General features: G+C 51.4%; 12 protein-coding genes. 9 read left to right on the forward strand and 3 right to left on the reverse strand.

Annotation, left to right across the window (positions count from 1 at the left end):
* Positions 1-26 precede the first annotated feature (26 nt).
* Genes ACO0K8_RS15475 through ilvA form a run of 3 tightly spaced genes read right to left on the reverse strand, consistent with a single transcriptional unit; the run spans position 27 to position 3,107 of the window.
* Complete coding sequence (locus ACO0K8_RS15475) at positions 27-656, reverse strand: hypothetical protein (protein WP_422947557.1); 630 nt, start codon at positions 654-656, stop codon at positions 27-29.
* Between the two features lie 47 nt (positions 657-703).
* Positions 704-1,552, reverse strand: coding sequence for an NADPH-dependent 7-cyano-7-deazaguanine reductase QueF (gene queF / locus ACO0K8_RS15480; RefSeq protein WP_422947558.1), 849 nt, complete (start codon positions 1,550-1,552; stop codon positions 704-706).
* A gap of 19 nt (positions 1,553-1,571) precedes the next feature.
* The gene (gene ilvA, locus ACO0K8_RS15485; RefSeq protein ID WP_422947559.1) at positions 1,572-3,107 is read right to left on the reverse strand and encodes a threonine ammonia-lyase, biosynthetic; all 1,536 of its coding nucleotides are present in this window, start codon (positions 3,105-3,107) and stop codon (positions 1,572-1,574) included.
* A gap of 82 nt (positions 3,108-3,189) precedes the next feature.
* Between ilvA and ACO0K8_RS15490 the strand changes: the two genes are divergently transcribed.
* The 9 genes from ACO0K8_RS15490 (at position 3,190) to ACO0K8_RS15530 (ending at position 13,686) form a co-directional block, all read left to right on the forward strand.
* Positions 3,190-3,681 (forward strand): YqaA family protein, encoded by a 492-nt coding sequence (locus ACO0K8_RS15490; protein WP_422947560.1) that lies wholly within the window; start codon positions 3,190-3,192, stop codon positions 3,679-3,681.
* Between the two features lie 378 nt (positions 3,682-4,059).
* Entirely contained in the window at positions 4,060-8,058 is a 3,999-nt protein-coding gene (locus tag ACO0K8_RS15495) for a DUF3683 domain-containing protein (RefSeq protein ID WP_422947561.1), read from the forward strand.
* Positions 8,058-8,477: an HIT family protein gene (locus tag ACO0K8_RS15500; RefSeq protein ID WP_422947562.1), complete on the forward strand. Its 420-nt coding sequence runs from the start codon at positions 8,058-8,060 to the stop codon at positions 8,475-8,477. The genes ACO0K8_RS15495 and ACO0K8_RS15500 overlap by 1 nt, the downstream gene beginning before the upstream one ends.
* A gap of 80 nt (positions 8,478-8,557) precedes the next feature.
* Positions 8,558-8,992 (forward strand): gamma-butyrobetaine hydroxylase-like domain-containing protein, encoded by a 435-nt coding sequence (locus ACO0K8_RS15505; protein ID WP_422947563.1) that lies wholly within the window; start codon positions 8,558-8,560, stop codon positions 8,990-8,992.
* A 100-nt stretch (positions 8,993-9,092) separates the two neighbouring features.
* Entirely contained in the window at positions 9,093-9,827 is a 735-nt protein-coding gene (ubiE, locus tag ACO0K8_RS15510) for a bifunctional demethylmenaquinone methyltransferase/2-methoxy-6-polyprenyl-1,4-benzoquinol methylase UbiE (RefSeq protein ID WP_422947564.1), read from the forward strand.
* A gap of 35 nt (positions 9,828-9,862) precedes the next feature.
* Entirely contained in the window at positions 9,863-10,786 is a 924-nt protein-coding gene (locus ACO0K8_RS15515) for a Tim44 domain-containing protein (protein WP_422947565.1), read from the forward strand.
* Positions 10,787-10,916: 130 nt separating this feature from the next.
* Positions 10,917-11,498 carry a ubiquinone biosynthesis accessory factor UbiJ gene (locus ACO0K8_RS15520; RefSeq protein WP_422947566.1) on the forward strand — a complete coding sequence of 194 codons (582 nt, stop codon included), beginning with the start codon at positions 10,917-10,919 and terminating at the stop codon, positions 11,496-11,498.
* The gene (ubiB, locus tag ACO0K8_RS15525) at positions 11,499-13,061 is read left to right on the forward strand and encodes a ubiquinone biosynthesis regulatory protein kinase UbiB (RefSeq protein WP_422947567.1); all 1,563 of its coding nucleotides are present in this window, start codon (positions 11,499-11,501) and stop codon (positions 13,059-13,061) included. It abuts the gene before it with no gap.
* Position 13,062: 1 nt separating this feature from the next.
* Complete coding sequence (locus ACO0K8_RS15530) at positions 13,063-13,686, forward strand: methyltransferase (RefSeq protein WP_422947568.1); 624 nt, start codon at positions 13,063-13,065, stop codon at positions 13,684-13,686.
* Positions 13,687-13,688 lie beyond the last annotated feature (2 nt).

The following is a 13,688-nucleotide window of genomic DNA, read 5'->3' on the forward strand; positions in this document are numbered from 1 at the left end:
ATTCATGCCATTCCTGTCAATGGCGATTAATTCAGGTCTAAGCGCAAAAATAAGAGCAGCACGTCGCCGTTCCCTTTGTTTTGCGATAGACGAGGTATATACGCCGCCATCAGTTTACTGCTACGAGTACCGATAGAAGCGACCGGTAACACTCCTGGAAATGGTATGCCAGAAAAATAATCGGTACGGCTAATTAAAAGGGCAGTGTAACCAACACCCGCTTCGAAATTACCACCTATCGGTTGCATCCATTGATGCATATAGCCGGCCATAAATTGCGGCTTGAAATGCGAGTCGGAAATGGCCAGACCATACAGGGAGTCTTCATTATCCTTTTTATTCCGGACGGCCTTGCTAAACCCCAAGCCCCAGGCTTTTTCATTGAGTTCTGCGATGCGTTCAGCGGTATAAGTATTGCGACCATGTCTGGCGTAGCCAGATAGCACGATGGAGAGCGCACCGTGGTCGACGATGTTCATAGTCCCGGCCTTGGTTTGATCCCACCAGCCAGCTTCTGTGCTCGCGGTAGTTGCGCTGGTGACTGTTGCTTCGGTGGTGTTTGGCGTTTCTTGTGCCCAGCTGGTGCTGCTTAGACTTAATAAGAATGTCGTGAGTGCCAGTACAGGGATGAGTTTTCGAAAATTAAATAGTGACATAGGATATGCTTAAATTAAAGGACTTAAATCTAGAATGTGTACGCTGATTATTGGCGCGCATTACGGGCATTGGGAGGTTTTTGGGAACTACTAAAATTGCTGCGCCATGGATTGATATCGAGTCCGCCGCGCCTGGTGTAACGGGCATACACAGAGAGTTTTTGTGGCGTGCATTGCTGCATGATGTCGGTAAAAATACGCTCGACACATTGCTCATGAAATTCATTGTGTTCGCGAAAACCGATTAAGTATTTCAACAGACTTTCCTGATCGATAGGCGCACCGATATAACGTATCTGTACGCTACCCCAGTCTGGTTGTCCGGTCACCAGACAATTCGATTTGAGTAAATGCGAGACCAGGGTTTCTTCTACCGGTGCGACCAGATTATCGCTCTTGAGTAAGGCTGGATTTGGGACATAGCTATCGACTTCTATATCTAGTCGGTCGAGCAGAATGCCGTCCAGTTCCTGCATGGATAGTTTGCAGAAATCTTCTTGCGTGACCAGCGTCACATGAACTGCCGCACCAAAGCCTGCTGACAGATCAGTGCGCAGCAGATTGAGTAGTGCATCAGCGTCCGCCAATTTGGTCTGATTGAAGGAATTCAGATACAGCTTAAAAGATTTCGATTCTATGATATTGGCGGAATCGGCTGGCGCCATAATCGTGGCAATCGCCACTTGCGGCTTGCCGCGCAGATTTAGCCAGGATACCTCATAGGCGTTCCAGATATCCATGCCGAAGAAGGGCAAACTACTGGTGATGCCTATTTCCTGGCGCTTGTCGGCTCTAGGTATAGGGAAAAGCAACGAGGCGTCATACTGTGCTGTATAGCTCGCGGCTTTGCCTAGCTCCGATTGCTCGGGGCTATTGTGTTTTTCTGTGATGGTCATGGGGCAATTACTAAAGGGCTTAACCTAAAAAAAGTTGGTAGACAGGGTTATTGCTTTCGTCCCAGTAGCGATAGCCAAGTGTGTTCAAAAATTCTTTGAAGGCTTTCATTTCTTTTTTCGGGACCTGCAAACCAACCAAAGTCCTACCGTAATCTGCGCCGTGATTGCGGTAGTGGAACAGGCTGATATTCCAGTTCGGTGCCATGCTATTTAAAAAACGCATCAAGGCACCCGGACGCTCGGGGAACTCAAAGCGATACAGCAACTCATTTTCCGCCAAAGCACTCTTGCCGCCAACCAAATGGCGTATGTGCAGTTTGGCCAGTTCATCATTGGTCAAATCTAAAGTCGGAAAACCATTTTTAATGAAATTTTTCGCGATCTTCTCAGATTCGCCACGATTCGTCACTTGGATGCCGACAAAGATGTGCGCCGCTTTTTGATCGCTGATACGGTAATTAAATTCGGTGATGTTGCGGGCACCTATGGTTTCGCAGAAGCGCCGGAAACTACCGCGTTCTTCCGGTATCGTAACGGCGAACACGGCTTCCCGGGCTTCACCAATTTCTGCGCGTTCCGCAACGAAACGCAAGCGGTCGAAGTTCATGTTGGCACCGCAGGCGATGGTCACCATGTTCTCGTTTTTTAGCGGTTTTTTATTTGCTTTGGCGCGTTCGATGTAGGCCTTGCAACCGGCAATTGCCAAGGCTCCGGCGGGCTCCAAAATGCTGCGGGTATCCTGAAACACATCTTTAATCGCAGCGCATACGGCGTCGGTATCGACCAGTATGACTTCGTCTACGTATTGCTTTGCAAGGCGGAAAGTTTCCTCTCCTACCAATTTTACCGCCGTGCCATCCGAGAACAAGCCCACATCGGCCAGCGCCACGCGTTTTCCGGCTTTGAGGCTGCGTGCCATTGCGTCGGAATCGATACTTTGCACGCCAATGATTTTGATGTCAGGACGCACCGCCTTGACATAGGCAGATACGCCTGCGATCAGACCACCGCCACCGATGGCGACAAATATTGCATGTATCGGCGCTGCGTGTTGACGCAAAATTTCCATGCCTACCGTGCCTTGGCCTGCGATCACATCCGGATCGTCAAACGGGTGAACGAAGGTCAGCTTGTGCTTTTTCTCAAGAGTCAAAGCATGCTCATACGAATCGCTATATGAATCGCCGTGCAGCACGATCTCAACAAACTCGCCACCATGCGTGCGTACCGCGTCAATTTTTACCGCCGGTGTGGTGGTCGGCATCACAATCACGGCTTTACATTTGACGCGCGCTGCGCTCAGTGCCACGCCTTGCGCATGGTTACCAGCCGAGGCGCAGATCACTCCACGTTTGAGCTGTGCCGCGGTCAGATGGGCAATTTTATTGTAGGCACCACGCAGTTTAAAGCTGAACACACTCTGCATGTCTTCACGTTTAAAGTGAATCCGGTTTTCCATGCGCGCTGATAGGCTAGGAGCAAACTCCAGCGGAGTCTCTATGGCGACGTCGTAGACGCGCGCCGTAAGGATTTTTTTCAGGTAATCAGTTGTCATGAATGGGCCACATGTTGAAAGTTCAAAGCGATTAAATTTGCGTCATTATAATGTATGGTTTTTATAAAGGCTCAGGATCACGATGATCGTTGCTGCGGTTTACTGGTTATTGGGAGTGCTGGCGTTGCCGCAAGTCGGCTTGAGCGCGGTTTTTTTGATCAGCTTTATCGCCGCCACTTTGTTGCCTTTAGGTTCAGAACCGACCGTGTTTGCGGTCATTAGCGCCAATCCCTCTTTGTACTGGGCGGTGATTGCAGTGGCCACTTTGGGTAACTCACTCGGTGGGGTGGTCGACTATTGGATGGGCTATTATGCCAAGCAGACTTTTGCGGCGGAGCGGAGTAGTCGCTGGTTTGCTTACTTGAGTCGGTTTGGGGCCAAAACTATGTTACTGGCTTGGCTGCCGGTGATCGGAGACCCTATGTGCACCTTGGCGGGTTGGCTCAAATTACCTTTTTGGCCTAGCGTGATGTACATGACGATAGGGAAATTTTTGCGCTACATCAGCATGACCTGGATCTTGCTCAGTCTGCCTGATGGCTTTTGGAGAACTTTGGGAGAGTGGTTTTTTTGAAAAACCGCTCTAATACCAATTTTAATACCAGTTTGCTTGATAAACTCGGTAGTAAACATATACTGGTAGGGGGTATATTTTATATCCGCCGTCATATGTGCGTAATGAGCATCGTTTTAGCATATACCCCCATAGTAGTGAGAAACACTGGCCTAACCACTTGCCGAATATTCTTAGGCGAAAATCCGATTTTTCCCCATTAAATACTTTGTTAAGGCGTAGCGACTGTAGGGCTGTTCGCTCATGGTGCATCGCAATACGCTAGAATGGCTTAATTCTGTCTTTACGCTTTTAAATCGCTTTTTAAATTTCCTTACTCATATCGTCGGTCGAGTTACGGTTCGCCATCCTCAGCCTTCAGTCTAAAAGATCCCACTGATGAATGCTCCAGCACAAATCCAGGCCTTACTCTCTGATGCTCCTAAGCCCGCCAACACTGCTGGCAGCAGCCGCGTGCGCGAAATTCCGTATAACTACACTTCTTTTTCCGATCGTGAAATCGTCATACGCTTATTAGGTGACGATGCCTGGCAATTGCTCGATCAGTTACGCGGCAAACGCCAGACCGGGCGTTCGGCGCGCATGTTGTACGAAGTCTTGGGTGATATCTGGGTGGTGCGGCGCAATCCCTATCTGCAAGACGATATGCTGGATAATCCCAAGCGCCGGCAAGAGCTGATCGATGCACTTAACCACCGTCTGGCAGAAGTTGAAAAACGCCGCCTGAGTACCGCCAGCGATGCCGATGCCGAGCGCAGCAATAGCGTAGAGATACTGGTGCTGGCCGCGCGTAAAGCGGTTGCGGCTTTTTCGCAAGAGTTTCGCGATACCTATGATTTGCGCAAAAAAGCGAATAAATTACTCGCCAAATACACGGCCAAAGACAATATCAAGTTCGACGGCTTAAGCCGGGTTTCGCACGTAACCGATGCCACCGATTGGCGCGTCGAATATCCTTTCGTGGTCTTGACACCGGATACCGAAGACGAAATGGCCGGCCTGGTGAAAAGCTGTATCACACTAGGTTTGACCATCATCCCGCGTGGCGGCGGAACCGGTTACACCGGCGGTGCGATTCCATTGACGCCGTTTTCGGCCGTCATCAATACCGAAAAACTAGAGCTGTTGGGCGCGGTTGAAATGACCATGTTGCCTGGCGTAGACCGCGAATACGCGACGATTTACTCGGGTGCCGGGGTTGTCACCAAACGTGTTTCCGATGCTGCCGATAAGGCCGGTTTCGTGTTTGCGGTCGATCCGACTTCGGCTGAAGCGTCTTGCGTAGGTGGTAATGTCGCTATGAATGCCGGCGGTAAAAAGGCCGTGTTGTGGGGCACCGCGCTGGATAATCTAGCGTCCTGGAAAATGGTCGACCCGAACGGCGACTGGCTGGAAGTGACGCGTTTAGAGCACAATCTGGGCAAGATCCATGATGCGCCTATGGCCAAGTTCAAATTGGAATGGCGTCATCCGGGTGAAAGCAAGGTGTTCAAATCTGAGCAGCTCGATATCCCTGGTCGCAGCTTCCGCAAAGAAGGCTTGGGCAAAGACGTTACCGATAAATTTTTGTCCGGTTTGCCTGGCGTGCAAAAAGAAGGTTGCGATGGTCTGATCACCTCGGCGCGCTGGATTTTGCATAAGATGCCTAAGTTCACGCGCACCGTTTGTCTGGAGTTTTTCGGTCAGGCACGCGATGCGATTCCTAGCATCGTCGAGATCAAGGATTACCTCGATGGCCTTCCAGTAAAAGGCGGTGCCGGGTTTGCGTCAATTAGATTGGCCGGTCTGGAGCATCTGGATGAGCGCTATCTGCGTGCGGTCGGCTACACCACTAAATCCAAGCGCGGTGTCTTGCCCAAGATGGCTTTGTTCGGCGACATCGTCGGTGATGATGAAAACGCGGTAGCGCAAGCCGCATCGGAAGTGATACGCATCGCCAACACCCGCGTTGGCGAAGGCTTTGTGGCCGTTAGCCCGGAAGCGCGCAAAAAATTCTGGCTCGATCGCGCTAAAACCGCGGCGATCTCCAAGCATACCAATGCCTTCAAAATTAACGAAGACGTGGTCATCCCGCTCAATCGCATGGGTGAATACACCGATGGCATAGAGCGTATCAATATCGAACTCTCGATACAGAATAAGCTGGCGCTGGTGGCCGAGCTGAAAAACTTCTTTGCCCGGGATCATCTGCCGCTAGGAAAGAGTGAAGATGCCGATGGTGATGATATTCCAGCCGCCGAATTACTCGAAGATCGCGTTAATCAAGCCGATAGCCTGTTGCAAGCGGCCGAGGCACGCTGGACCTATCTACTCAATAATCTGGACAAGCCACTGAGCGATGCCAAGAGCGAGATGCTGGCGCTGGGGCTAGACAAGCTGGACTTTGTATTCGATCAGCGACTCTTAAGTCAACCAGATGCCACCGTGTTTTCTATCGTTCAGGATCGCACCGTGCGTATCTCGTGGAAGGCGGAGATACGCGCAGTTCTGCGTCAAATTTTCAATGGTGCCGCATTCAAATTGATACTCGACGAATGTACTGCCCTGCACCAATCGGTCTTGCGTAGCCGCGTGTTCGTCGCTCTGCACATGCATGCTGGTGACGGCAATGTGCATACGAATATCCCAGTCAACTCGGATAACTATGAAATGCTGCAGGTCGCGCATCACGCGGTAGCGCGCATTATGCTGCTGGCTCGTTCACTCAATGGCGTGATTTCGGGTGAACACGGTATCGGTATCACCAAACTAGAATATTTGACCGAAGACGAGATCAAGGATTTCCGTGCATACAAATTGCGCATAGATCCGGAAGGGCGTTTCAATAAGGGGAAGCTGCTTAATCTGCCTGAATTTGCGGCCGATCTGCGCAATGCTTACACCCCATCGTTTGGTCTGATGGGACATGAATCTCTGATCATGCAGCAAAGCGATATCGGCGCGATTGCCAATAGCGTCAAGGATTGCTTGCGTTGCGGCAAATGCAAGCCGGTCTGCGCCACCCATGTGCCGCGCGCCAATTTGCTGTATTCACCACGGAATAAAATTCTCGCCACTTCGCTGTTGGTAGAAGCCTTTTTGTACGAAGAGCAGACCCGGCGCGGGATCTCGATCAAGCACTGGGAAGAATTTGAAGACGTGGCCGATCATTGCACGGTTTGCCATAAATGTCTGACACCTTGCCCGGTCGATATCGATTTCGGTGATGTCTCTATGAATATGCGCAATTTGCTGCGTAAGATGGATAAAAAATCCTTCAATCCCGGCACCGCCAGCGCCATGTTTTTCCTCAATGCGAAAGACCCGGCCACCATCAAGGCGGCGCGCCAGGTGATTTTCGGCTGGGGCGTGACGGCGCAAAGATTGGGCAATACCGTCTTGAAAAAACTGGCGAAAAAACAGACCAAGGCACCGCCGGCCAGTTTAGGTAAGCCAGCGATGCGCGAGCAGGTGATTCACTTCATCAATAAAAAAATGCCGGGTAATTTACCCAAGAAAACTGCGCGCGCTTTGCTCGATATCGAAGACGATAAGATGGTGCCTATCATCCGCGATCCGCAAACCACTACGGCCGATACCGAAGCGGTGTTTTACTTCCCCGGTTGTGGTTCCGAGCGCCTGTTTTCGCAAGTCGGATTAGCGACCCAGGCCATGCTCTGGAATGTCGGGGTGCAAACCGTGCTGCCGCCGGGTTATCTGTGCTGCGGTTATCCGCAACGCAGTGCCGGTCAGTACGATAAAGCCGAGAAGATGATTACCGATAATCGCGTACTGTTTCATCGCATGGCAAATACCCTGAATTATCTCGACATTAAGACCGTGGTGGTCTCTTGTGGTACTTGTTATGACCAGATCCAGGGCTATGAATTCGATAAGATTTTTCCAGGTTCGCGCATTATCGATATTCACGAATATTTACTGGAAAAGAACGTCAAACTGGCAGCGGTCAACGGTACCCGGTATATGTACCACGACCCTTGCCATACGCCGATGAAACTGCAAGATCCTTTAAAAACCGTGAATGCGCTCATCACGACGATAGACGACGTCAAAATCGAGAAAAATGAACGCTGCTGCGGCGAGGCCGGTACTTTGGCGGTATCGCGTCCGGATATTTCTACCCAGATCCGTTTCCGTAAAGAAGAGGAAATGACTAAGGGTGCCGATAAATTACGGGCCGATGGCTTTACGGGCGAGGTCAAAATTCTGACTTCTTGCCCGGCTTGCCTGCAAGGCTTGACACGTTTCGATGAAGACTCAGACACCAGCGCCGACTATATCGTGGTGGAAATGGCGAAACATATTTTGGGGCCAAACTGGATGCCAGAGTACGTCGCCAAAGCGAATAACGGCGGTATTGAAAGGGTCCTGGTCTGATGTCTAGTTGCGAACTCTGCGTAAGCGTAGCGGGCGGTTCTGATTTGCTACACGCGACTGAAAAGTGGCGCGTAGTCTTGGTGGATGATGCCAATTACCCGGGTTTTTGCCGGGTAATCTGGAATGCGCACGTCAAAGAAATGAGCGATTTGTCAGAATCTGAGCGTAATGAGATGATGGCCGTGGTCTGGATCGTCGAACAAACGATCCGCGATGTCATGGCGCCGCACAAGATCAATCTGGCCAGCCTGGGGAATGTGGTGCCGCATTTGCATTGGCATATCATTCCACGCTATCAGGACGATGCGCATTTTCCCAATCCGGTATGGGCGGTCGCTAAGCCTATCTTGCCCGACGTCAGTGTACGCATGGCTTTATTGCCCAGCTTGCGCGAAGAATTGCTAAAGCGCCTAAAATAAGCGATATTAATTGCCGCTAGCATCAGTATTTATTATTGGATGTGGCGGCCAACAGTATCAACAGGAGCAATAAAATCAACATGAACGCGCCCAAAAAACTTATCCCTACGCCAGCACCCACCGCGCTCAATGTCCGTACCCAGTCACGCGTGCTGGAAATCAATTTTGACGACGGCAAAGAGTTTTCTTTACCGTTCGAATTATTGCGCGTGTATTCGCCCTCGGCCGAAGTGCGCGGCCACGGCATCGGTCAGGAAACCCTGCAAACCGGCAAACGCGAGGTTGGCATGACAGGTTTGGAACCAGTTGGTAATTACGCGGTCAAACCTTTGTTCTCGGACGGTCACGAATCCGGGATATTTTCCTGGGATTACCTGTATTGGTTAGGCGACAATCAGGGTAGTCTGTGGCTAGATTACATGGAAAGACTGCATGCGGCCGGGCATCCGGATGATACTGGCCGCGATCTGACGGTGCAGATCAAGTCCGGTGGCTCTTGTGGGCACAAGCATTAGACGCAAGCTAGAGTGGCGGCGCTAGCTCGGGGATCGGGCTTGCCCTATAATGCCCGCAATTCCCGCGCCTGCAACGCGCACCTATCATAAGGGCCACATCATGAGCAATACCACCCATTTCGGTTACGCCACCGTAGAAGAAGATCAAAAAGTCCATGAAGTGGCTAAGGTCTTCCACTCAGTCGCGGCCAAATACGATGTTATGAACGACCTGATGTCGGCTGGCTTGCATAGAGTCTGGAAAATCTTCACGATCGCACAAGCAGGGGTGCGTCCGGGGTTTAAAGTTCTCGATATCGCTGGTGGCACTGGCGATCTGGCCAAGGAGTTTGTCAAGCAAGCCGGCAAGAGCGGCGAGGTCTGGCATACAGATATCAATGAGTCCATGTTAAGAGTAGGGCGCGATAGGCTCTTGAATAAAGGTCTGATCACCCCCACCTTACTTTGTGATGCAGAGAAACTACCATTCCCTGATAATTACTTTGACCGTGTCAGCGTGGCCTTTGGTTTGCGCAATATGACGCACAAGGATAGAGCTCTGGCGGAAATGCGCAGGGTCTTGAAGCCGGGCGGGAAATTGCTAGTACTGGAATTTTCCAAAGTGCCGGAGATCATACAAAAACCTTATGATCTGTACTCTTTCAAGGTCTTGCCTTGGTTGGGGCAAAAAATCGCTAATGACGCCGAGAGTTATCGTTATCTGGCAGAATCGATACGCATGCATCCGGATCAAGAGACTTTAAAAGGGATGATGCAAGAGGCCGGTTTGGAAAGAGTGGAGTATTTTAATTTAACCGCCGGTGTAGCTGCGCTGCATGTCGGTATTAAGTTTTGAATTTTAAGTTTTAAGCAAAATTTTAGGAGCAAAGAATGAAAAAATTTCTGTTTGCAATGATGTTAATGGCGGGTGCCTTAACCATGACAGTAGGCGATGCCGAAGCCAAGCGCATGGGCGGTGGCGGATCTATCGGCCGTCAGTCAAGCAACGTCTCGCGGCAAGCTGCCCCCGCTGCGCCTAATCAGGCTAAGCCTGCTGCGGCTCCAGCTGCGGCACCCGGTGCGACTCCACCGAAACCGGCTAGTCCTTGGAAGGGTATCGTTGGTGGTCTGGTTGGTGGTGCCTTGTTAGGCGCGATGTTCTCGCATTTTGGTATGGGTGCCGGTTTGGCTGGTGCTTTAGGTTCTATCTTGCCGATGTTGCTGTTGGCTGGTGCTGCCTTCTTCCTGTATCGCTTGTATCAAAACCGTAAAGGCGGCGGCGCTGCGCCTTCCGCATTTTCTCAGCCTGCCTACGCTGGTGCCTCATCGACGGCCTTGCCTGAAATCGGTTCACGCATAGAACCGCAGGCTTTCCTGTCGAACTCATCGAGCTTCGGTTCCGCAGCTGCCACTAGTAATGCGGCAGACCAGGGTACTTGGAGCATTCCTGCAGATTTCGATGTGCCTGCCTTCCTGCGCAATGCCAAGACCTATTTTATTCGTCTGCAAGCAGCATGGGATAAAGCCGATATCAACGATATTCGGGAGTTCACCACGGCCGAAATGTATGCAGAGATTAAACTGCAAATTCAAGAGCGCGGCGCTTCTGCCAATGTCACCGATGTGGTGACTGTGGATGCCGAGTTGCTTGGTCTTGATACTGTCGGCAATGAGTATCTGGCCAGCGTCAAGTTCAGCGGCATGATCAAAGAAGATCCAAACGCCCCGGCAGAAGCCTTCAAAGAAGTCTGGAATCTGACTAAAGCTTTGAATGGTCAAGGCGGCTGGACCTTAGCTGGCATACAGCAGCTATAGTTTTCGCTGGCACAAGCTGCTTTATGTAGCTGTGCACGCCAAGTTTGATCAATCACAGGCTCCCTTCGCGGGATAAACTGTTAAACTTGAAACCGCTCATGATTTTCATGGGCGGTTTTTTTATTTCATTATGATTCCTCTCTCTCCGCCCTTCGCCCTGTTCGTCAATCATTTGCTGGCTCAAGAATCCTGGGCCAGAAGCAAATTGCAAAAGCACGCAGGAAAAGTCGCCTGCATCGATCTGCAAATGTTTTCCTTGAGACTACAAATTACCGGCGATGGCATGCTGCAAGCGGCTGCTGGCGAGGCTGCTCCTGATGTCACAATACGCCTGAAAGCGGCAGACCTGCCCTTGATCGCACAACACCGGGAACACGCTTTTTCTTACGTGAAAATCGAGGGCGATGCCGATTTTGCTAACAGCATTTCGCATCTGAGCCAACACCTGCGCTGGGAAGCGGAAGAAGACCTGAGTAAGCTGTTCGGTGACGTGGCGGCAGTACGCATAGTGACAAGCGCTAAATCGCTGCTAGACACCGTCAAGCAAACGCATCAAAACATCCAGGAAAACCTGGCAGAATATTTTCTGGAAGAGCAGCCCATGCTGGTGCGTCCGGCGGCGGTGCAGGCTTTTGGCAGTGAAGTCAATAAAATACGCGATGATGTCGAACGACTCATGAAGCGCGTCGCCAAATTAGAAAGGTTGTCGTAGATGGGCTTGAAATTTTTAAGGTTGTTTAAAATCATACGGGTGGCAGTGCGCTACGGTATCGATGAAATCGCCATGTCCGGTTTGCCGGTGCCGCGTACCGCGCGTTTTATAGAGGCGCTCTTGTTCTGGCGCGATTTGTCTGCTCCGCGTGGCGAGCGCTTACGTAAGGCACTAGAAGATCTCGGCCCTATCTTCGTCAAGTTCGGTCAGGTCTTGTCGACCCGCCGTGATCTGATGCCGCCCGATATCGCCGATGAGCTAGCCCGCTTGCAAGACCGCGTGCCGGCCTTCGATACAGATCTGGCGATCGCTCAGATCGTCAAATCCTTAGGCGCGCATCCGGATCAATTGTTTGCCAGTTTTGATCGCGTACCGGTGGCCTCGGCGTCCATCGCGCAAGTCCACTTCGCCACCCTCAAAGATGGACGGGAAGCGGCGGTTAAGGTGCTGCGCCCGGGTATGAAAGGCGCGATCGACAACGATGTGGCTCTGATGCAGATCGCGGCTGGCTGGCTGGAGTTTTTATGGGCCGACGGCAAACGTCTGAAACCCAAAGAAGTGGTGGCTGAGTTCGATAAATATCTGCATGACGAGTTAGATCTGATGCGCGAGGCCGCCAATGGTAGCCAGTTGCGTCGCAATTTTGCTGATTCCGATTTGCTGCTGGTGCCAGAGATGTACTGGGATTATTGCTCGCCTTCGGTGATCGTGATGCAGCGCATGAAAGGTATTCCGATTTCACAACTAGACAAGTTGCGCGAGGCCGGCATCGATCTGCAAAAACTCTCACGCGATGGTGTCACCATCTTTTTTACGCAGATCTTCCGTGACGGTTTTTTTCACGCCGATATGCATCCGGGTAACATCCTGGTCTCTACCGAGCCTGCCACTTTTGGGCGCTATATCGCGCTCGATTTCGGTATCGTCGGCACCCTCAATGATTTCGATAAAGACTATCTGTCACAAAATTTTTTGGCCTTTTTTCAGCGCGATTACAAGCGCGTGGCCGAGGCGCATATAGAATCAGGCTGGGCCCCGAAAGAAACGCGCGTCGATGAATTAGAAGCGGCCGTGCGCGCCTGTTGCGAACCTATTTTCGATAGACCCTTAAAGGATATTTCTTTCGGTCAGATCTTGCTCAGACTGTTTCAAACTTCGCGCCGTTTCAATGTGGAAGTACAGCCACAACTGGTCTTGTTGCAAAAAACTTTGTTGAATATTGAGGGCTTGGGGCGTCAACTTGACCCAGAACTCGATCTCTGGAAAACCGCTAAACCTTATCTGGAGCGCTGGATGAGCGAGCAAATCGGCTGGCGCGGCTTGTTTGAAAAGCTCAAAGCCGAAGCGCCGCGCTACAGCCATATTTTTCCGCAATTGCCACGACTAGCGCATCAAGCCCTGATGCGTGCTGCTGATCCACCGCAAAACGATGCCATGCTGGCTGCTTTGCTGAACGAGCAGCGCGCTACCAATCGTCTACTGCGTACTATTATTTACTTCGCCGGCGGGATGTTTGCCGGAGTTTTGCTGGCGCAGTTCCTGTTCCACTTTGTCGAGTATTGAGATGAGCACGTTGCCGACGTTTCCCGGTAAAGACCCGACGCAAGCCGAGTTCTGGAATCAGCGTTTTGCGGCGCAATTTATGCCCTGGGATAAGGGCGGAGTGCCGCAGGATTTGCAAGAATTTGTGCGCCTGGCAAAGCAGCCTATGGCGACTCTGATACCCGGTTGCGGTATTGGTTACGAAGCGGCTTTTCTGGCGCAATCTGGCTGGGATGTGACGGCCATCGATTTCTCCCCAGCCGCAGTGGCCAGTGCCAGGGCTGCGATAGGTGAGTGGGGCAAGCACGTGATCGAAGCCGATTTTTTTCAATACCAGCCAGCGCAGAGGCTGGACTTGATCTACGAACGCGCTTTCCTGTGCGCCTTACCGCCAGCGATGCGGTCAGCCATCGCCAGACGTTGGGCCGCATTATTGCCGGCCGGTGGCATCTTGGCAGGTTTTTTCTTTCTCGATGAGTGTGCCGAACGTAGTCTGAAGGGCCCGCCCTTTAGCATCACTGCCGCCGATTTGCAGGCGCTGTTATTACCGTATTTTGAATTGCAAGAACAGCGTGCCGCCAGCGATTCTATCCCCGTGTTTGTCGGCAAAGAAAGCTGGCAAGTATGGCGACGGCGCAGTGATTAGCA

The organism is Undibacterium sp. Ren11W (assembly GCF_049340485.1).
Classification (GTDB): Bacteria; Pseudomonadota; Gammaproteobacteria; order Burkholderiales; family Burkholderiaceae_D; genus Undibacterium.